The 18861-nt window shown below is 70.3% G+C and carries 18 protein-coding genes; 9 read left to right on the forward strand and 9 right to left on the reverse strand.

The window, feature by feature from the left end; all coding sequences use genetic code 11:
- The first annotated feature begins 3 nt into the window (after positions 1–3).
- On the forward strand, positions 4–1425 hold the full coding sequence (locus ABD793_RS40900; RefSeq protein WP_344869108.1) for an amino acid permease: 1422 nt from the start codon (positions 4–6) through the stop codon (positions 1423–1425).
- Positions 1426–1432: 7 nt separating this feature from the next.
- On the opposite strand, the gene ABD793_RS40905 is transcribed toward ABD793_RS40900, so the two are convergent.
- The 3 genes from ABD793_RS40905 to ABD793_RS40915 are packed head-to-tail and all read right to left on the reverse strand — an operon-like array spanning position 1433 to position 3644.
- Positions 1433–2257 carry an MBL fold metallo-hydrolase gene (locus tag ABD793_RS40905; RefSeq protein WP_344869109.1) on the reverse strand — a complete coding sequence of 275 codons (825 nt, stop codon included), beginning with the start codon at positions 2255–2257 and terminating at the stop codon, positions 1433–1435.
- Entirely contained in the window at positions 2254–3069 is an 816-nt protein-coding gene (locus ABD793_RS40910) for an MBL fold metallo-hydrolase (protein WP_344869110.1), read from the reverse strand. Before ABD793_RS40910 ends, ABD793_RS40905 begins: the two co-directional genes overlap by 4 nt.
- Positions 3069–3644 (reverse strand): TetR/AcrR family transcriptional regulator, encoded by a 576-nt coding sequence (locus ABD793_RS40915; protein WP_344869111.1) that lies wholly within the window; start codon positions 3642–3644, stop codon positions 3069–3071. The genes ABD793_RS40910 and ABD793_RS40915 overlap by 1 nt, the downstream gene beginning before the upstream one ends.
- Positions 3645–3731: 87 nt before the next feature.
- On the opposite strand from ABD793_RS40915, the gene ABD793_RS40920 reads away from it, so the two are divergent.
- Genes ABD793_RS40920 through ABD793_RS40930 form a run of 3 tightly spaced genes read left to right on the forward strand, consistent with a single transcriptional unit; the run spans position 3732 to position 6348 of the window.
- The gene (locus tag ABD793_RS40920; protein WP_344869112.1) at positions 3732–4637 is read left to right on the forward strand and encodes an aldose 1-epimerase family protein; all 906 of its coding nucleotides are present in this window, start codon (positions 3732–3734) and stop codon (positions 4635–4637) included.
- On the forward strand, positions 4604–5107 hold the full coding sequence (locus tag ABD793_RS40925; protein ID WP_344869159.1) for a GNAT family N-acetyltransferase: 504 nt from the start codon (positions 4604–4606) through the stop codon (positions 5105–5107). Before ABD793_RS40920 ends, ABD793_RS40925 begins: the two co-directional genes overlap by 34 nt.
- Before the next feature lie 20 nt (positions 5108–5127).
- Positions 5128–6348 (forward strand): amidohydrolase, encoded by a 1221-nt coding sequence (locus tag ABD793_RS40930; RefSeq protein WP_344869114.1) that lies wholly within the window; start codon positions 5128–5130, stop codon positions 6346–6348.
- Positions 6349–6382: 34 nt separating this feature from the next.
- Here ABD793_RS40930 and ABD793_RS40935 read toward each other — a convergent pair whose 3' ends face one another.
- Positions 6383–6991 (reverse strand): Uma2 family endonuclease, encoded by a 609-nt coding sequence (locus ABD793_RS40935; RefSeq protein ID WP_344869115.1) that lies wholly within the window; start codon positions 6989–6991, stop codon positions 6383–6385.
- Between the two features lie 89 nt (positions 6992–7080).
- Positions 7081–8226, reverse strand: coding sequence for an acyl-CoA dehydrogenase family protein (locus tag ABD793_RS40940; RefSeq protein ID WP_344869116.1), 1146 nt, complete (start codon positions 8224–8226; stop codon positions 7081–7083).
- Between the two features lie 100 nt (positions 8227–8326).
- Between ABD793_RS40940 and ABD793_RS40945 the strand changes: the two genes are divergently transcribed.
- From ABD793_RS40945 to ABD793_RS40960, 4 genes are all read left to right on the forward strand, one after another.
- On the forward strand, positions 8327–8917 hold the full coding sequence (locus tag ABD793_RS40945; RefSeq protein WP_344869117.1) for a TetR/AcrR family transcriptional regulator: 591 nt from the start codon (positions 8327–8329) through the stop codon (positions 8915–8917).
- A 108-nt stretch (positions 8918–9025) separates the two neighbouring features.
- Positions 9026–9967 carry a carbohydrate kinase family protein gene (locus ABD793_RS40950; protein ID WP_344869118.1) on the forward strand — a complete coding sequence of 314 codons (942 nt, stop codon included), beginning with the start codon at positions 9026–9028 and terminating at the stop codon, positions 9965–9967.
- 190 nt (positions 9968–10157) lie between these two features.
- A complete protein-coding gene (locus ABD793_RS40955) occupies positions 10158–11474 on the forward strand; it encodes a citrate synthase (RefSeq protein ID WP_344869119.1) in 1317 nt (438 codons plus the stop codon).
- A 63-nt stretch (positions 11475–11537) separates the two neighbouring features.
- A complete protein-coding gene (locus tag ABD793_RS40960; protein WP_344869120.1) occupies positions 11538–12899 on the forward strand; it encodes a cryptochrome/photolyase family protein in 1362 nt (453 codons plus the stop codon).
- Here the strand turns inward: ABD793_RS40960 and ABD793_RS40965 are convergent.
- From ABD793_RS40965 to ABD793_RS40980, 4 genes are all read right to left on the reverse strand, one after another.
- Positions 12896–14041, reverse strand: coding sequence for an ABC transporter permease (locus ABD793_RS40965; RefSeq protein ID WP_344869122.1), 1146 nt, complete (start codon positions 14039–14041; stop codon positions 12896–12898). The genes ABD793_RS40960 and ABD793_RS40965 overlap by 4 nt on opposite strands.
- Positions 14038–14931: an ABC transporter ATP-binding protein gene (locus ABD793_RS40970; RefSeq protein WP_344869123.1), complete on the reverse strand. Its 894-nt coding sequence runs from the start codon at positions 14929–14931 to the stop codon at positions 14038–14040. The genes ABD793_RS40965 and ABD793_RS40970 overlap by 4 nt, the downstream gene beginning before the upstream one ends.
- 97 nt (positions 14932–15028) lie before the next feature.
- Complete coding sequence (locus ABD793_RS40975; protein WP_344869124.1) at positions 15029–16573, reverse strand: glycerol-3-phosphate dehydrogenase/oxidase; 1545 nt, start codon at positions 16571–16573, stop codon at positions 15029–15031.
- A complete protein-coding gene (locus ABD793_RS40980; RefSeq protein WP_344869125.1) occupies positions 16570–17214 on the reverse strand; it encodes a TetR/AcrR family transcriptional regulator in 645 nt (214 codons plus the stop codon). Before ABD793_RS40980 ends, ABD793_RS40975 begins: the two co-directional genes overlap by 4 nt.
- Positions 17215–17230: 16 nt before the next feature.
- Here ABD793_RS40980 and ABD793_RS40985 point away from each other — a divergent pair, with 16 nt between their 5' ends.
- On the forward strand, positions 17231–18844 hold the full coding sequence (locus tag ABD793_RS40985; RefSeq protein ID WP_344869126.1) for an FAD-binding oxidoreductase: 1614 nt from the start codon (positions 17231–17233) through the stop codon (positions 18842–18844).
- The last annotated feature ends 17 nt before the right edge of the window (positions 18845–18861 follow it).

The raw sequence follows: 18861 nt of genomic DNA on the forward strand, positions 1-18861 counted from the left end.
GACATGGCCCAGTCCCCGCCCCGGCTGCAGCGCAGGCTGCGGAGCAGGCAGCTGACCATGATCGGGATCGGCGGTGCCATCGGTACCGGGTTGTTCCTCGGTTCCGGCCTGGCGATCTCGCACGCCGGACCCGCGGTCGTGCTCGCCTATGTCCTCTGTGGACTGGTGGCGCTGGTCATCTCGTGGGCGCTCGCGGAAAAGGTGGTGGTGCACCCGGCGGCAGGCGCGTTCGGTGCCATCGCGCAGAAGTACCTCGGCGCCGGCAGCGGATTCGTCGTGCGCTGGGCCTACTGGGCGATGCAGGTGATCGCGATCGGTGGCGAGACCATCGCGGCAGGCGTTTACGTCCAGTTCTGGTGGCCGGAGATCCCGCTGTGGCTTCCGGTTGCGGTCTTCTCGCTGCTGGTGATCGTGGTCAACGGGGCCGCGGTGCACATCTTCGGCGAATTCGAGTACTGGTTCTCGATGATCAAGGTGTGCGCGATCGGTGTGTTCGTCGTGCTCGGGCTGGTACTGGTGTTCTTCGGCCTGCCGCACGCACCCGCTCCGGGTGCGGCGAACCTGACCGTCGGTGGCGGTTTCCTGCCGAACGGCGTGTCCGGTCTGCTGCTGGCAATGGTCTTCGTGTTGTTCAGCTACATCGGCACGGAACTGGTGTCGGTCACCGCGGCGGAATCGGAGAACCCGGCGCGCGACATCCCGCGTGCGTCACGGGCAATGGTGCTGCGGCTGGCGGTGTTCTACGTCGCGGCGATGCTGGTGGTCGTCCTGGTGGTGCCGTGGACGGTGACCGGCGAGGGCGGTTCGATCACCGCGAGCCCGTTCGTGCGGGTCTTCCAGTCGGCCGGGGTACCCGCCGCGGCGACCGTGATGAACTTCGTCGTCCTCACCGCCGCGCTCTCCAGTGCGAACACGAACCTCTACCTGACCACACGCATGCTGCATTCCCTTGCCGAGCACCGCTTCGCCCCGGCGTGGGCGGGCAGGCTGACCCGGTCCGGGGTACCGCGCAACGCACTCGTCCTCTCCACCGCGGGGCTGGTCATCGCGACGATCCTGTCGAAGAACTCCGATTCCGACGCCTATCTGGCGCTGTTCGGTATCTCGATCTTCGCCGCGATGGTGGTGTGGATGCTCATCCTGGTCACCCACCTGGCGTTCCGGATCCGGCGGCGCCGGACGGGCCTGCCGCCGTCCCCGGTCCGGCTGTGCGGCGCGCCGGTGGTCAACGTCGTGGTCATCGCGTTCCTCGCGACGGTGCTGGTCTCGACGTTCTGGGTCGAGGGGCTCGATCCGGCGTGGAAGTTCGGCATCCCGTTCTTCGTCGTACTGGTGGTTGCCTACCTGATCCTGCGCGCGACCGGCCGGAGCAGGTACGCGCACACCGTCGAACTGGTGGACTCCACCCTTGCCGGTGAGGAATGAGACTTCCTCACCGGCGCAGCGCCTGGAACTCCACCGGGCTGTGTGCACTGAACACGGTGACGTCGTCCGCGTGCTCGCGGGCCAGGGTGCGCAGCCGGGCGAGGTTCGCGCGGCGGGCGCGGCCGTCCAGCTGGTTCAGGTTCGTGAACGCGCGCATCCCCGGCGGGCAGTACGGGTGCACCGAAGCCATTTCGCCGTGGAAGAAGTACGCGTCGCCGGCATGCAGCAGCCAGCCCTCGCCGGTGTCGATGGCCACGCCGGCGTGGCCATCGGTGTGGCCGGTCAGCGGGATCAGCAGGATTTCCGGGGGCAGGCCACGCAGCGGGCGCACCGCCTCGAACCCGAGCCAGCGTTCGCCTGCCTCCTGGTAGCTGCTCCACCGTGGGCTGTGCGCGAACTGGTTCGCCCGGTACCGGGTCTTCTCCGGGACGCCCTTCGGCTGCTCGGCGGCCCGGCGTTCCTCGACGCGGACGTGCACGGTGGCGTCCGGGAAGTCGGCGAGCCCGCCCGCGTGGTCCATGTCCAGGTGCGTCATCACGATGTGCCGTACGTCGGCCGGATCGTGGCCGAGCGCGCGGATCTGTGCCACCGCGGATTCCTCTTCCGAGGGACGCGCGCCGACCATCCTCGTGAACGGCCCGCCGAGCCAGCCGGCCGGGTCGGCGGCGGCGCGGCTGCCGAATCCGGTGTCCACCAGCACAAGCGAGCTGCCGGTCTCGACCAGCAGGCAGTGCGCCACGAGCGAACTGCGCCGGACCAGCCCGGGGTTGCCGTCGAGCAGCCGCCCGCCGAACGGGCGCATCGTGCCGCAGTTGAGGTGGTGCACCTTCATGCCCTGCTCCTCTCGCCGAGCCGCGCGAAGGCGGCCAGGTCGTGCGAGGCGAACACCGTCACCTCGTCCGGGTGGTCCCGGCGCAGCTCCCGCAACCGCCGCTGGTTCTCCCGCCGCGGTCCGGGCAGCGTCTGCACCCGTCGCTCGAACATAGCCAATCCCGGCGGGCAGTAGGGCTCGGTGTCGATCTCCCGGTCGAAGAAGTAGGCGTCGCCCGCGTTGAGCAGCCAGCCGTCGCCGGTGTCCACGGCGACGCCCGCGTGCCCCGCGGTGTGCCCGGCGAGCGGGACGAGCGCGACGTCCGGCACCCCCGCCAGCTCGCGCACCGCGGAGAACCCGAACCACTCCTCGCCGGTATCCGGATAGGACTTCCACTGTGGACCGTGCCGGAACTGCACGTCGCGGTAGCGCCGGTTGCCCGCGCGGTAGGCCGCCAGCTCCTCCTCGTACACGTGCACCCGGGCCTGCGGGAAGTCCACCAGCCCGCCGGCGTGGTCGAGGTCGAGGTGGGTGAGCACGATGTCGCGGACGTCGGCGGGGTCGTAGCCCAGTGCGCGGACCTGGTGCACCGCGGTCTCGGTGGCGTCGGTCACCGGGTTGACGGTGCGGACGAACCACGCGCCCAGCCACCGGGCCGGGTCGGCGGCTGCCGGGGAGCCCATCCCCGTCTCGACGAGCGTCAGCCCGGTGCCGGTTTCCAGCAGCAGGCAGTGACACACCATGGTGGCCCGGCGCAGCAGTCCCGGCTTCCCGTCGATCAGCCGCCCGCCGAACGGACGCATCGTGCCGCAGTTCAGGTGGTGCAGGTGCATCAGGAAAACTCCCGTTCGACGGTGGCGTGCAGGTGGGTGGCCACGGCTTGCAACGGGGCGCGGTCCCGCCGGGTCCTGGCGAGCAGCAACGCGCCCTCGATGGCGGAGAGAACCACCGTGGCCAAGGACGTGGCACGGTCCTCCGGCAGGCCGTGCGCGGTGAAGTACGCCGACAGTCCGGCGAGCCAGCCGGAATAGCTGTCGTCGCAGGCGGTGCGGATCTCCTCGCTGTCGCCTGCTTCGAGTGCGACTGTCGCGATCGGACATCCACAGCTGAAGCCGGATTCGGTCAGCGAACCGGCGAGGGCCTCGATGATCCGGTCGACGGCGGTGGCCGGATCGGGTGCGGAAACGGCGAGCTCGGCCAATTGCGTGCCCAGCTGCTCGCCGGAGAGCCGGACGGCCTCCGCGGCCAGCTGTTCCTTGCCGCCGGGGAAGTGGAAGTACAGCGATCCCTTCGGCGCCTTGCCCGCCGACACGAGCTGGGTCAGCCCGGTGGCGTGGTAACCCTGCGTGCGAAACAGTTCCGCGGCCGAATCGAGCATCCGGCGGCGCGTGTCGGTGCGGTGGACCATCTCGGCACGGTAGCTCAAACTATGACGACCGGTCTAGTTAGTTCCGGTCGTCTCGTCCGCCCGGCCGGGGCCGGTAATCTCTGCGCCATGGCGAACCCCACCGGAGAGCAGTTCGAGATCACCCGCGGTAAAGCGCGCGCCGTCGTCACCGAGATCGGTGCCGGGTTGCGTGCGTTCGAGATCGGCGGCGTGCCCTACGTCGAGACGTTCGCCAAGGACGAGAAGCCGCCGAAGGGGCTCGGCCAGGTGCTGCTCCCGTGGCCGAACCGGACCAAGGGCGGCCAGTGGGAGTTCGACGGTGTCCAGCAGCAGCTGGAGATCACCGAGCAGGCCCGCGGCAACGCCATTCACGGACTCACCCGGCACCTCGAATGGGAGCTGCTGGAGCACGCCGAAACGTCGATCACCCTCGCCGTCGACGTCGAGGTGCAGCCCGGCTGGCCGGTGCCGTTGCGTGCCACGGTCACCTACGAGCTGCTGCCGCGCGAGCTGGTGATCACGCACGAGATCCGCAACGAGGGCGAGCAGCCGATCGGCGTGGGCGTGGGTACGCACCCGTACTTCCGCATCGGGGACACCCCCACCGACGAGCTGACCCTCACCCTGCCTGCCTCCCGCGTTCGCCCGTACGAGGGTGACCAGCAGATGCCCTACGCCGAGGAACAGGACGTGGCCGGTACCGAATACGACTTCCGCGAAGGCAAGCTGCTCGCCGGAGCCGACCTGGACACCGCGTTCGGCACGCTGGCGCAGGCGGACGACGGCACCCACCAGCACGTGCTCTCGCACGGGGACGAGCAGCTGGTGGTCTGGACCGGACCGGACTTCCGGTGGGTGCAGGTGTTCACCCCGGACGATCTGACCGGCCGTGGCCGTGCGGTCGCGATCGAGCCGATGACCTGCCCGGCGGATGCGCTGAACACCGGCACCGACCTGATCGAACTGGAACCGGCGGGCTCCTGGTCGGGCAGCTGGGGAATCCGCGTCCGGTGACGCCGGAGCTGCTCGCGGAATCCGCGGCAGGCGAGCTGCTCACCCTGCAGCGCGCGGCATTCCTGGCCGAGGCACGCGCGCACCACGACCTCGACCTGCCCCCGTTGACCGAGACGCTGGCGCAGGTGCGTGCGGCGCTGGCCGACCCGGCGGTCACCGTGTGGGGAGTGCGGGACGGTTCGCGGATCGTGGCGAGCGTGCGGCTGCGGGTGGAGGGCGAGGTCGGCGAGCTGAGCCGGCTGGCGGTCGCACCGGACCGCCAAGGTGGCGGACTCGGCACCGCGCTGCTGCTCGCCACCGAGGCGGCCGCGCCTGCCGGGGTGCGCAGGTTCCGGCTCACCACCGGCGAGTTCTCCGCGGGGCCGCTGCGGCTCTACGCCCGGCACGGGTACCGCGAGACGCACCGTTCCCCGGAAGGTGAGCACCACCTCGTGCACTTGGAAAAGGTCCGGGTGCGCGACGTGGGGTGAATTCGTTAGCGTGTCGAACTATGGCTTACAAGGCGATTGTGGGGGGCTACGTCGTCCCCGTCGGCTCCGCTCCGCTCGAGAACGGCACGGTGCTCATCGAGGACGGCCGGATCTCCCAGGTCGGTGCCGAGTCCGACGTGGAGGTGCCGGAGGACGCGGAGCTCATCGACGCGTCCGGCAACTGGGTGCTGCCCGGCTTCGTCGACGCGCACGCGCACCTCGGGGTGCACGAGGACGGCGAAGGCTGGTCGGGCAACGACACCAACGAGATGACCGATCCGAACGGCGCTCGCTTCCGCGCGATCGACGGCGTCGACCCGTACGAACCGGCTTTCGACGACGCACTGGCCGGCGGCGTGACGAGCGTGGTGATCAAACCGGGGTCGGGCAACCCGATCGGCGGCCAGACCATCGGCGTGAAGACGTGGGGCCGCAGCGTGCTGGACATGGTCTTCGCCGAGCAGGTGAGCGTGAAGAGCGCACTGGGCGAGAACCCGAAGCGGGTGTACGGGGAGAAGAAGCAAACGCCCTCGACCAGGCTGGGGGTGGCCGCGATCCTGCGGGAAGCGTTCACCAAGGCGCAGAACTACCGGGCCAAGCGGGCGCACACGCTGGGCGAGGGCAAGCCGTTCGAGGTGGACCTGACCAACGAGACGCTGGTCAAGGTGCTCGACGGCGAGTTGTACTGGGATCAGCACGTGCACCGCGCGGACGACATGGTCACCGCCATCCGGCTGGCCGAGGAGTTCGGCTACCGGCTGGTGATCAACCACGGCACCGAGGGCCACCTGATCGCGGACCTGCTGGCCGAACGCGACGTGCCGGTGATCCTCGGCCCGCTGTTCACCACGAAGTCGAAGGTCGAACTGCGGCACCGTTCCCTGCGTTCGGCGGGTGTACTGGCCAGGGCCGGGGTGAAGATCGCGATCACCACGGACCATCCGGTGGTGCCGATCAACTTCCTCGTGTACCAGGCCGCGCTCTCGGTGAAGGACGGCCTCGACCCGGAGACCGCGTTGAAGGCGCTGACCCTGCACCCGGCCGAGATGCTCGGCCTCTCCGACCGGATCGGCTCACTGGCTGCCGGCCGGGACGCCGACGTGGTGTTGTGGTCGGGCGACCCGCTGGACGTGATGAACCGCGCGATGCGGGTGTTCGTGCGCGGCGACGAGGTCTACACCTTCGACGAATCGCTCGGCGAGGGCGTCGCACTGGATCGCCGGTACCGCGAATCGCGATGAGCCACGCACCGGTTGAGGCGACCGCGCTGGTGCCTCAACCGGTGAGGTCCGGCAGGTCGATCTTGATCGGGAACGGCTCGGTGGTGGTGAAGATCCCGGTGACCGCAGGCGCGTCCTGGTAGCCGAGTTCACCGGCCTGATGGCAGGCGACAAGGGAAACCGGCTCGTCGAGATCGAGGATCCAGTAGAACGGGATGCCGGCGTCGGCGTATTCGTCGTGCTTGGTCACGTAGTCGGTTCGCTTCGAACCGGGGGAAACGATCTCGATCACGAGCACGGCCTCCGTCGCGCGAAACAGCGCGGAATCGCGGTCGACCCGCTCATTCGCGCTGCGGTAGGTGACCATGACGTCCGGCTGCCTGGAGTAACCGGCCTCGCCCGGCGGGGCGAAGCCGAGGTCGAGGTCCAGATCGAGGTTGACGTCGAATTCGGGCGGCAGCTGTGCCTCCAGCGCCGCGGCGAACCGGTAGGCGGCTTTGTTGTGCCGTCTGGTCGGACTGGGTGACGTCACGAGGCGACCCGCCACGAGTTCGGTGAAGCCGGATTCGGTTTCACCGAGGGCCGCGTATTCCTCGATCGACAGCAGGTGGTCCGGGATCTCCCACGGAAAGCCGTTCTGCGTCGGTTCGGGAAGTGCCGTCACAGCGTCTCCTCACGTCACCGGCGTTGTCTCACGGTCTTCTCCGACCGTCAGTGCACGTATCGGCATCGAGGGTGAGGGCCATGAGGAAATCAGGCGCCCTTCAACGCGCGGGCGATCACCATGCGCTGGATCTGGTTCGTCCCCTCGAAGATCTGCGGTACCTTCGCCTCGCGCAGGTACCGCTCGACCGGGAAGTCCCTGGTGTACCCGGCGCCGCCGAGCACCTGTACCGCATCCGTGGTCACCTTCATCGCGCCGTCGGTCGCGACGAGTTTCGCGATCGACGACTGGCGCTGGAAGTCCATTCCGCGGTCGCGGCGGCGGGCGGCGTCCAGGTAGGTCGCGCGGGCCGACTCGACCGTGGCCGCCATGTCCGCGAGCAGGAATTCCAGGCCCTGGAACTCGATGATCGGACGGCCGAACTGGGTGCGGCCCTTCGCGTACGCCACCGCTTCGTCCAGTGCCGCCTGTGCCAGGCCGACCGCGCACGCGGCGATGCCGAGCCTGCCGGAGTTGAGCGAGGACAGTGCGATCCTCAGGCCCGCACCTTCCTCGCCGATCAGCCGCTCGAGGGCTACCGGCGCGTCCTCGAACAGCATCTGCGCGGTCGGCGAGCCGGTGAGGCCCATCTTCCGCTCCCGCGGTGCGGCGGAGAGTCCCGGAGTCGACGAATCGACCAGTAGGCAGGAAATACCGTGGCCGCCGTCGTCGCTGGTGCGCACCATCGTGGTGTAGAAGTCCGCGACGCCCGCGTGGGTGATCCATGCCTTGGTGCCGTTCACGACGTACGTGTCGCCGTTGCGCCGGGCACGGGTGGACAGCGCGGCCGCGTCGGAACCGGCGTGACTCTCCGACAGCGCGTACGCGCCCAGTAGTTCGCCGCCCAGCATCTCGGGCAGCCATCGGTCGCGCTGCTCGCGCGTGCCGTGCTCGGCGAGCGCGTAGCACGACATCGTGTGTACCGAGAGCCCCACACCCACGCTCATCCACGCGGCGGCGATCTCTTCCAGCGCCTGCAGGTAGACCTCGTACGGCTGGCCGCCGCCTTCCCACCGCTCGGGGTAGGGCAGACCCAGCAGCCCGGACTTGCCCAGCAGGGTGAACAGGTCCCGGGGGAACTGCTCGGCCTCCTCGTCCGCGGCGGCACGCGGCTTGAGCTCCTCGCGGGCGATCTCGGTGACCAAAGACAGCAGGTCCTCGGCCTCCGTGCTGGGCAGCAGACGTTCCACCGGCATGGGGTCCTCCAACGTGGAGTACTCGAAATGGTACTGAAGGCTGTTCTACAGTACCGCACCGGAGCGGAGCTGTCGCCGGGTCATAGGAGATAGTGGCCAGATGTCCGCACCCGAAGCCCGCCGCCGATCCACCGCGCGGCAGCGGGCACTGCTGGCTGAGCTCGAAACGCTGTTCCTGGCGGAGGGCTTCGCCGGCTTCACCCTCGACGATCTCGCCGCCCGTCTCCGCTGCTCCAAGTCCACGCTCTACGCGCTCGCGCCCAGCAAGGAGCAGCTCGCGGTCAAGGTCGTCGCGCACTACTTCCGCGGTGCCGCGGAGCGCATCGAGGAGCGGATCGTGGGCATCGCCGACGCCCGCGAGCTGATCGGCGAATACCTCGCCGGGGTCGCCGAGCACCTCAACCGGGCCTCGCCGGAGTTCATGACCGACATCGCCGAGTTCGAGCCCGCCCGGGACACCTACCAGCTCAACAGCCGGGTCGCCGCGCGCCGGATCCGCGCGTTCATCGACAAGGGCGTTGCCGACGGGGTGTTCCGCGACGTGCACGCCCGGCTCATCGCGGAGATGACCGGCCTGATCGTGGAGGGCATCCAGACCGGCGTGCTCGCCCGGCGCACCGACGTGTCCGACGCCGAGGCGTTCACCGCGCTCGGCGAACTGCTGCTGGGCGGACTGACCAAGCAGGACTGACCGCGACAGACCGGCCGGGCAGGACTGACCGGGCGATCGCCACCGTTTGCGGACACGGGCCGTTTGCGGACACGAATTGTCATCCGTGGGTCCTCTAGACTTCCGCTCGTGATCGTGGTGGGTGGAGAGGCGCTGGTCGACCTCGTACCGGGTGAACCGTTGGATTCCACTGTGGACGGTGGGTTGCGCGCGCTGCTGCCCCGGCTCGGCGGCGGGCCCTACAACGTGGCGCTGGCGGCCGGGCGGCTCGGTGTGCCGGCGTCGTTCCTGTCGCGGGTGTCCACCGATCGCTTCGGCGGTGCGCTCGTGGACCGGCTCAGTGCGTCCGGGGTCGGCACCTCGCTGCTGCAGCGCGGGGACGAGCCGAGCACGCTCGCCGTGGTCGCGCTCGACGAACGGGGCACCGCGCACTACACGTTCTACGTCGAGGGCACCGCGGATCGGCTGGTGACCGACCCGGGGCAGCTGCCTGCCGAGACCACCGCGCTGTCGCTCGGCACGCTCGGCATGGTGCTGGAGCCCGGCGTCAGCGCGTACGAGGCGGTGCTGCGGCGTGCGTCGGCCCGCGGCACGCTGACCGCGCTCGACCCGAACATCCGCGAGGCGCTGATCGCCGACCCGGCCGCCTACCGTGCGCGGTTCGCGTCGTGGCTGCCCGATGTCCGATTGCTGAAGATCTCCGACGACGATGCTGCGTGGCTCACCGAGGGCGCCGATCCGGTGGCGGCCGCGCGTGGCTGGGTGGAGTCCGGTGTGGACGCCGTGGTGCTGACCCGCGGCGCCGACGGGCTGTCGGTGATCACCGCAGCGGGTGAGCTGGCCCACGTCCCGTCCCGCAGGGTGGACGTCGTGGACACGATCGGGGCGGGCGACACCGTGCAGGGCGCTCTGCTGGCCTGGCTGCACCAGCGCGAGGTGCGCGAACCGGCCACCCTTGACGCCGAGGACTGGCGGGACGCGCTCGGCTACGCGGCGAAAGCAGCCTCGATCACCGTCTCCCGCAGCGGGGCCGAGCCGCCGACCGCGGCGGACATGGCGACCACCGTGTGAACCTGGTCCCAAAGGGGCCGTCGGAGGCAACGCATCGAGTGCGCACCTGCCCCCCTTTCGACTAGCGTAGTGGTGAATTCATCCCAGCGGGGCGGTGTGCAGCGAGGCGCGTGTTTCCTCGCGTGAACACGTGGCTACCTGCGGAACCCGCAGGCGCCGACGGCCCGTGCCCAACGTGAGAGGGACCTGCATGTCCGACGCGACGAATGCGGGGCAGTCCGGCGGCGAATCCGCGACGCTGCGCCTGCCGAGTGGCGAGCACGAATTCAAGGTCGTGCACCCGGTGGAGGGTGCGCCGGGGATCGAGCTCGGGAAGCTGCTGGCGTCGACCGGGTACATCACCTACGACCCCGGGTTCGTCAACACGGGTGCCGCGTCCTCGGCCATCACCTACATCGACGGCGACGCCGGCATCCTGCGCTACCGGGGTTACCCGATCGAGCAGCTGGCCGGCAAGTCGACCTTCATCGAGGTGTCCTACCTGCTCATCTACGGTGAGCTGCCGACCGAGGCCCAGCTCGCCGACTTCACCGAGCGGATCCAGCGGCACACGCTGCTGCACGAGGACCTGAAGGCGTTCTTTTCCGGCTTCCCGCGGGACGCGCACCCGATGCCGGTGCTGTCCAGCGCGGTCTCCGCGCTGTCCACCTTCTACCAGGACTCGCTCAACCCGTTCGACGAAGAGAACGTGGAGCTGTCCACCATCCGGCTGCTGGCGAAGGTACCGACGCTCGCCGCGTACGCCTACAAGAAGTCCGTTGGCCAGCCGCTGCTGTACCCGGACAACTCGCTCGGCCTCGTGGAGAACTTCCTGCGGATGACCTTCGGCTTCCCGGCGGAGCCGTACGAGGTCGACCCGGAGGTCGCCAAGGCGCTGGACCTGCTGTTCATCCTGCACGCCGACCACGAGCAGAACTGCTCCACCTCGACCGTGCGCCTGGTCGGCTCGTCCGAGGCCAATCTGTTCGCGAGCATTTCCGCGGGCATCAACGCGTTGTTCGGCCCGCTGCACGGTGGTGCGAACGCGGCGGTGCTGGACATGCTCGAGGGCATCCGCGACGACGGCGGTGACGTCGCCCAGTTCGTGAACCGGGTGAAGAACAAGGAAAAGGGTGTCAAGCTCATGGGCTTCGGGCACCGGGTCTACAAGAACTACGACCCGCGCGCGAAGATCATCAAGAACACCGCGGACGAGATCCTCGGCAAGCTCAAGGGCGGCGACCAGCTGCTCGAGATCGCGAAGAAGCTCGAGGAGACCGCGCTTTCCGACGACTACTTCGTCGAGCGCAAGCTGTACCCGAACGTGGATTTCTACACCGGCCTGATCTACCGGGCGCTCGGGTTCCCGACGAAGTACTTCACCGTGCTGTTCGCGCTCGGCCGGCTGCCCGGCTGGATCGCGCACTGGCGCGAGATGATCAACGACCCGCAGACCAAGATCGGCCGCCCGCGGCAGATCTACACCGGCCACGCCGCGCGGGACTATCAGCCGATTTCGGAGCGCTGAGCGCAGCTTCCGGCAAACGCCCCGTCGTGCCTGTGCACGGCGGGGCGTTTATCGTCTTCGGGTATGACGATGGAAGCGCCGGTCGTGCTGTGGTTCCGTCGCGATCTTCGGCTCGGCGACCACGCCGCGCTGCTCACCGCGGCCAAGCACAGCAAGCACGTGCTTGCGCTCTATGTCCTGGATGACCGACTGCTGAAGCCCGCGGGCTCGCCGCGGACCGCGTTCCTGCTGGCGTCGCTGCGTGAGCTGGACGCGGCGCTCGGCGGACGGCTGCTGGTCCGTCACGGTGATCCGGTCGGTGAAGTCGTCGCCGCGGCCAGGGAAATCGGTGCGTCCGCGGTGCACGTCTCGGCCGACTCCGGCCCGTACGGCCGCAAACGTGACGATGCCGTGGCGAACGCCTTGGCGCAGCACCGGATCGAGTGGGTCGTGACCGGATCCCCGTACGCGGTGACGCCGGGCCGGGTCACGAAGCCGGACGGCAGTCCGTACCGCGTTTTCACCCCGTTCCACCGGGCCTGGACCCGCCGCGGAGTGGCCTCTCCCGCGGAGACCTCGGCGTCTATTGTGGACTGGGTCGAACCGGGGAAGTCGTTGCCGATCCCGAACTCGCCTTCGCTCGGTGACCTGCGGCTACCCCCGGCGGGGGAGGCGGCCGCGCTCGAGGCGTGGCAGGCGTTCCTCGGCCACGACGTCGAGCACTACGCCGCCGAGCGGGATCGCCCCGATCACGAGGGCACCACCCGGATGTCGCCGTACCTGCGGTGGGGGAACATCCATCCGCGCACGATGCTCGCCGATCTGGCCGGCGATTCGTCCGACGGTGCGCAAGCACTGCGCGCGGAGCTGTGCTGGCGGGATTTCCACGCCGACGTGCTGTGGCACCGCCCGGAGACTGCGCGGGAGAACTACGATCGGCGCTTCGACCGGATGCGCTACGACACCGGTGCGCAGGCACAGGAGGCGTTCGAGCAGTGGTGTGCGGGGCGGACCGGATTCCCGATCGTGGACGCCGGAATGCGGCAGCTGCTCGCCGAGGGCTGGATGCATAACCGGGTCCGGATGATCGTGGCGAGCTTCCTGGTGAAGGACCTGCACCTGCCGTGGTGGTGGGGCGCCCGGCACTTCATGCGGCACCTCGTCGACGGTGATCTCGCGTCGAACCAGCTGAACTGGCAGTGGGTCGCAGGCAGCGGCACGGACGCGGCGCCGTACTTCCGGATCTTCAACCCCACCACGCAGGGCACGAAGTTCGACCCGCAGGGAGACTACGTACGCCGGTACGTGCCGGAGTTGCGCGGCGTTGCGGGCAAGGCGGTCCACGCACCCGCGGCGCGGCCCCAGGACTATCCGGACCCGATCGTCGACCACGCCGAGGAACGGCAGATCGCCCTCCAGCGATACGGATCGATCACCGGCTCCTAGTCCCGCACTGCGTTGCCGAGCCGGACCCGGTGTCCGGGCCGGCGGACGGCGTTGCGGTGGATCCGGTTGCCGAGCCAGGCGGTCACGCCGAGAGCCGCGATGGTGAGCAGCAAGGCGGTGACCACCTCCCACGGTGCGGCGGTGGCGGCGCGGGCCGGCATCAGGATCGGGGACAGCAGCGGGATCAGCGACGCCACCCGGATGGCGTCGCCGTCCGGGGCTCCGGCGAGCAGGACGAGTCCGGCCGCGAAGCAGATCGTCTGCACGGCGCACACCGGCCAGGCCGTCGACGGGGTGTCTTCCCGGCGGGAGACGAGCGCGCCGGCGGCGGCGTAGAGCAGGGCGTAGAGCGGAAAGCCGAGCAGGTACCACACAACGCCCCAGATGAGGATGCTCGGCGTGCTCGCGGAACCGGGCAGCACACCGGAAACCACAGCCGCGGCGATGCCGGCCACGGCGAGCACCACGAAGTGCACCAGCCCGGCCAGGCCTGCCCCGAATACCTTGGCGCACAGCAGATGCCCCGGCCGGACGACGGTGAGCAGGACCTCGGTCGCGCGGGCGGCCTTGTCGTCGGCGATCTCGTAAGCCACGAGTACGCCGTAGCCGAGGAGGCTCAGGCCCAACAGCACTGCGACCACGACGGCGGGTACCGGATCGGGCGCCGGTGGTTCCAGCGCGCGGACTTCGGCGTGCGCGGCGGCCACGGTCTGCCGGATGGAAGCCGGATCCAGTTGTGCGGCCGACAGTTCCGCGTCGAGCACCTGTTCGCGCACGATCCCGTCCAGCACTGTGCCCAGTTCAGGGTCCACAGTGGACTTCACGGTGATTCGCAGCCGGGACACGCTGCCGGAGACGAGCGCGTCGACTCCGCCGTCGCGTACCCGCTCCAGTCCGTCCTGTTCGGACGGTACCGGTACGAGTTCGATCCGCTCTCCGGTCGCCTGCAGCCGTGGGCCGATGCCCTGTGCCTGTCCGGTGAGCGCGACCCGGTTGCCGGAATCGGTGAGCAGCGCCTGTACCAGGACATACCCGAGCACCAGCAGGAGGAGCACGACGGTGCTCACCACGAACGAGCGCGCCCGGAACCGGGTGCTCAGCTCACGGGTCGTCAGCAGCCGAACGGCGCGGATCCCGCTCATGGCGCGGAGACCTCGTCGGGGAACAGTTCGGCGAGCGAAGGCAGGCGGTGGCTGAACTCGGTGACCGGCCCGGTCGCGAGGGCAGCGGCGAGCACGGCCTGGTCGTCGGCCCCGCGGGACAGCTCCAGCACGGTCGTTTCCCGGTGTTCCGCCAGCACTCGTACCCCGGGCACTGCGGTGGACCAGCCCGGTCGCGCCCTCGGTGCGGTGACGGTGAGCCGTCGGCCGGCGCCGCCGGTCAGCTCGGCGATCGTGCCCATCGCGAGCATCCGGCCGGCGCGGAGAACGCCCACCCGGTCACAGTGGCGTTCGACGAGGTCGAGCCGACGGCTGGAGAGCACCACGGGTACCCCGGCAGCTGCCTTCTCCCGCAGCACCTCGCAGGTCGCGGTCACTGCGGCGGGATCGAGCCCGGTGAACGGTTCGTCGAGCACCAGCACCACGGGGTCGGACACCAGCGCGGCGGCGAGCCGCACGCGGTGCCGGGCTTCCGCGCCGAGCTTCCGGATCTGGGCCTTGCGCTGTGGTCCGAGCCCGAGCCGGGCCAGCCACCGCTCGGCGCTGCCGTGTGCGTCGTTGGTGCTGAGCCCGTGCAGCCGCCCGAGGTGCACGAGCTGGTCGAGCACCCGCATCCGGGGCTGGAGGCCGCCCTCTTCGGGCAGGTATCCGAACAACCCGCGCCGGATCGGCCGGCCGTCGAACCGGACCGCACCGGAATCGGCAGGCTGCACGCCCAGCGTGATCCGCAATGCGGTGGTCTTGCCGGCACCGCGCCCGCCGGTGAGCCCGAACAGCTCACCCGGCCGTGCGGCGAAGGAGACTTGGTCGAGCGCGGTCGCCGTGCCGAATCGCCGGGAGATCCGGTCGACCTCCAGCAGCCGTGCGGTCACCCGTCCCCCGCTCCGCCCGGACCGCCCCCTGACGTACCGGGCACTCGGGCCGCACTGTGGCAAAACCTGCCACCGGAGTCAAGCCGGGCCGGGTGAGTTACTGCAGGCCGGTGAGCGCCTTCTCGACGAGTTCTGCCACCCGTTGCCTGGCGGCGTCCGCTTCGGCCGGTACGAGGGACAGCCGGGTGCGGCGTTCGAGCACGTCCGCCACCGTCGTGGCACCCTCGTGGCGGACTGCCCACACCACCTCCGCCGCGGTGATCTCGGTGGTTTCCGACAGCGGCTCGGCGAACGCCGGTTCGAGCTCGCCGAGCGCGGCAACCCGCGGGGCTTCCGTGCCGTACTTCGCGACCAGCCGCGCCGGAGCGTCCACAAGGGACAACCGAGCGCGGGGCGCGGCACCGAGCAGCGGCAGTTTCGCGGTACGGGAGGGGCCTGCCGGAAGCCCGCTGTTGGCGAGTGCCGCGTCGACGGCGTCCTCGGCCATCCGGCGGTAGGTGGTCAGCTTGCCGCCGACCACGGTCAGCACACCGGCGGAATCGGTGACCACAGCGTGTTTCCGTGACAGGTCCGCACTCCGCCCCGCCGATCCGGCGACCAGCGGGCGCAGTCCGGCGAACGACCCGGCCACGTCCGCGCGGCCGAGCGGACGGGCCAGCACCGACGAGGCCACCGAGAGCAGGAAGTCCACATCGGACTCCGGGACCGCGGGCACGTCCGGCACCGGACCGCGCTGCGGTTCGTCGGTGAGCCCGAGGTAGACCCGACCGTCGGGCTGCGGGAGCAGGAAGACGAACCGGTTGGTCTCACCCGGCACCGGCACGTTCACCGAGGTGGCGCCGACCGGGGCGGCGCCGGAAGGCAGTACGAGGTGCGAGCCGCGGGACGGGCGCAGCCGGACCGCGTCGGTGAGCGTGTCCGCCCACACGCCGGTCGCATTGATCACCTGCCGCGCCTGCAAGTCGTGTTCCTCTGAGCCTTCGCGGCCTTCGCGCACTCTGGCCCCGGTGCCGGACAGTGAAACCGCCTCCAGCCGGGGAAGGATCCTGGCGCCGAGCAACGCGGCGGTGCGGGCGAGCGCGAGCACCAGCCGGGCGTCGTCGATCAACGCACCGTCGTAGGCCAGCAGCCCGCCGCGCAACCCGGCGCCGGCCAGTCCGGGCGAGAGCGCGAGCGCTTCGGCCGCCGGGATCCGGCGGGGTGCGGGCAGCACCGACGACGGCGTGCGTGCGGCCCGGCGCAATGCGTCGCCCGAGCGGAGCCCGGTGGTGATCACCGCCTGCTGCGCTCGCGAAGTGGCCGGGTAGAGCGGGAACAGCTGGGGCATCGCCCGGGTGAGGTGCGGGGCGGTGCGGGTCATCAGGATGCCGCGCTCGACCGCGCTTTCGTGTGCCAGCCCCAGTTCACCCTTCGCCAGGTAACGCAACCCGCCGTGGACGAGCTTGCTCGACCAGCGTGAGGTGCCGAACGCGAGGTCGTGCGCCTCCACCAAGGCCACCGACAGCCCGCGCGACGCGGCGTCGAGCGCGATGCCCGCGCCGGTGACCCCGCCGCCGACCACCAGCACGTCGACCCGTTCGCCGTCGGCCAAGCTGGCCAGCTCCCGTTCGCGGCGCCGGGCGTTGAGCGATCCGGTGCTCATGGCCGCAGCGCGGCGTCGACGGTGTGCCGGAATTCGGCCAGCAGTGCGGCCTCGTCGAGGTCGGCGGTGGCCGGCCGCAGCGAGAACGCGAAGGATTGCACCACCAGCAGGAAGGACCGCACCTGCACGGCCAGTTCGGCCTGGCGCACCGAACCGTCGCGGTGGCCCGCCTCGATCAGTTTCCGCAGCACCTGTTCGGAGAACTTCTGCGTGGCCCCGAGCCGCTCGACGATGTAGGGCAGCACCAGTTCCGGATCGACGTCGAGCAGGGTCCGGAACAGCGGGTCGGCGGACAGTGCGCTGACGCTGGCCACCGCGATGTGCACGATCTGGGCGCGGGCGTGCGGCGCGTTGTCGCCTGCCTGTCCCGCGCGCTGCAGCAGCCCGCTGAACTCGCGGGTCATCAGCGCCGCGAGCACGCTGTGCACGTCCGGGAACCGCCGGTACACGGTCATCCGGCTGACCTGCGCGGTACGCGCGATCTCGGCGAGCGTGGTGCGCCGGACCCCGACCGCCAGCACGCACTGGCGGGCGGCGTCGAGCAGTACGTCGTCGGCAACGCGGGCCGAGGTCTGGCGGCTGCGGGTGTCCGCGAGCGCGGACGGGCTCTCGCCCGAGCTGGAGTGACGCTTGACGTCCATATGTCACACTGTAGTCGTGAATGATCTCGTCAACCACCGTATCCGGCGATCCTGGACCGCCGAGGGCCCTGGTGCCGCCTCGCTGCCCGATCGAGCGGTCCGGTGGCTCGGCCAGCGTATCGGCCCGGTCGGGGCGGATCGAGGGCGTAGTTCGGATTCGGCCCGGAGCGTGGGCGGGTCCGCATTGCCCGAATCCGCCCGCGCGGACCTGGCGGCGCTGCTCGGTACGGACAACGTTCTGCTCGACCCGGACGAACGGCTCGGGCGGGCGAGCGGTTTGTCCTATCTGGACCTGCTGCGGGCCCGTGCCGGGGACGAGGCGGTGCCGGTGCCGGACGCGGTGCTGCTGCCCGCGGATCCGGAGCAGGTCCAGTCGGTGCTCGACGTGTGCCTGCGCCACGACGTCGGGGTGGTGCCCTTCGGCGGCGGCACTTCGGTGGTCGGCGGGGTTGCCGCGGTGCGCGGGGACAAAGCGGCCGTGGTCGCGCTCGATCTGGTCCGGCTCGACGAGTTGGTATCGGTCGATCCGGTCTCGCGGATCGCCGTGCTGCAGGCCGGGGTCCGTGGCCCGGAGGCGGAGCGGCTGCTCGCCGCGCACGGGTTCACCCTCGGCCATGTGCCGCAGTCGTTCGAGCGAGCCACCATCGGCGGGTTCGCCGCCACGCGTTCGGCCGGGCAGGCTTCCTCGGGCTACGGCCGGTTCGAAGAGATGGTGGCCGGGGTGCGGCTGGCCACGCCCAAGGGCGAATGGCGGCTGGGGGTGGCGCCGGCGTCCGCGGCCGGGCCCGATCTGCGGCAGCTCGCGGTCGGCAGTGAAGGCGCGCTCGGGGTGATCACCGAGGTCGCGTTGCGGGTCCGGCCGTTGCCGGAGCAGCGGTACTACGAGGGGTGGGTCGTCGACGGCTGGGCGGCAGGCGCCGCCGCGGTCCGCAAACTCGCACAGGAACACGCGCTGGCCGACGTCACGCGGCTTTCCGACGTGGACGAGACCACGGTGTCGTTCGCGCTCAACGCCGGCTGGCAGACCACGGCACTGCGGGCTTACCTCGCCGCGCGCGGTATCCGGAACCCCTGCTTGCTGATCGTTGGCTGGGAGGGCGAGGTCGCCCGTCGCCGTGGGCGGACAAGGGCGATGCTGCGCCGTGCCGGTGCCCGGCGGATCGGCACCACCCTCGGCGATTCGTGGCGCCGCGGCCGGTTCTCCGGTCCTCGCCAGCGTGACGCCTTGATGGAACTCGGCGTCTGCGTGGAAACCCTGGAAACGGCGGCGTATTGGTCCAATTTGGCCGAGCTGCACGAAGCGGTGCGCACCGCGCTGGTGGCTTCGCTGGGCCGCGCGATCGTGATGTGCCACGTCTCGCACGCCTACGAAACCGGGGCCTCGCTGTACTTCACCGTGCTCGCCTCCCGCGACGGCACCGACCCGATCGGCCAGTGGCAGCGCGCGAAAGCCGCGGCCTCGGAGGCAATCACCGGCCTCGGCACGATCAGCCACCACCACGCGGTCGGGGTGGACCACGCGCCGTACCTGTCGGCGGAGATCGGCCGGATCGGCGTCGACGTGCTGCGCGCGGCCAAGACGGCAGTGGATCCGACCGGGATCCTGAATCCCGGGAAACTGCTCGCCTGAACGTTTCTCGCGGGCCA

Origin of the sequence: Amycolatopsis ultiminotia (assembly GCF_039536925.1) — a bacterium.
Lineage (GTDB): Bacteria > Actinomycetota > Actinomycetes > Mycobacteriales > Pseudonocardiaceae > Amycolatopsis > Amycolatopsis ultiminotia.

Bases quoted from the DNA above. Each gene is read 5' to 3' on its own strand.
- ABD793_RS40900 (WP_344869108.1), top strand. From the start codon at position 4: ATGGCCCAGTCCCCGCCCCGGCTGCAGCGCAGGCTGCGGAGCAGGCAG.
- ABD793_RS40905 (WP_344869109.1), bottom strand. From the start codon at position 2,257: ATGAAGGTGCACCACCTCAACTGCGGCACGATGCGCCCGTTCGGCGGG.
- ABD793_RS40910 (WP_344869110.1), bottom strand. From the start codon at position 3,069: ATGCACCTGCACCACCTGAACTGCGGCACGATGCGTCCGTTCGGCGGG.
- ABD793_RS40915 (WP_344869111.1), bottom strand. From the start codon at position 3,644: ATGGTCCACCGCACCGACACGCGCCGCCGGATGCTCGATTCGGCCGCG.
- ABD793_RS40920 (WP_344869112.1), top strand. From the start codon at position 3,732: ATGGCGAACCCCACCGGAGAGCAGTTCGAGATCACCCGCGGTAAAGCG.
- ABD793_RS40930 (WP_344869114.1), top strand. From the start codon at position 5,128: ATGGCTTACAAGGCGATTGTGGGGGGCTACGTCGTCCCCGTCGGCTCC.
- ABD793_RS40940 (WP_344869116.1), bottom strand. From the start codon at position 8,226: ATGCCGGTGGAACGTCTGCTGCCCAGCACGGAGGCCGAGGACCTGCTG.
- ABD793_RS40945 (WP_344869117.1), top strand. From the start codon at position 8,327: ATGTCCGCACCCGAAGCCCGCCGCCGATCCACCGCGCGGCAGCGGGCA.
- ABD793_RS40955 (WP_344869119.1), top strand. From the start codon at position 10,158: ATGTCCGACGCGACGAATGCGGGGCAGTCCGGCGGCGAATCCGCGACG.
- ABD793_RS40960 (WP_344869120.1), top strand. From the start codon at position 11,538: ATGACGATGGAAGCGCCGGTCGTGCTGTGGTTCCGTCGCGATCTTCGG.
- ABD793_RS40965 (WP_344869122.1), bottom strand. From the start codon at position 14,041: ATGAGCGGGATCCGCGCCGTTCGGCTGCTGACGACCCGTGAGCTGAGC.
- ABD793_RS40975 (WP_344869124.1), bottom strand. From the start codon at position 16,573: ATGAGCACCGGATCGCTCAACGCCCGGCGCCGCGAACGGGAGCTGGCC.
- ABD793_RS40980 (WP_344869125.1), bottom strand. From the start codon at position 17,214: ATGGACGTCAAGCGTCACTCCAGCTCGGGCGAGAGCCCGTCCGCGCTC.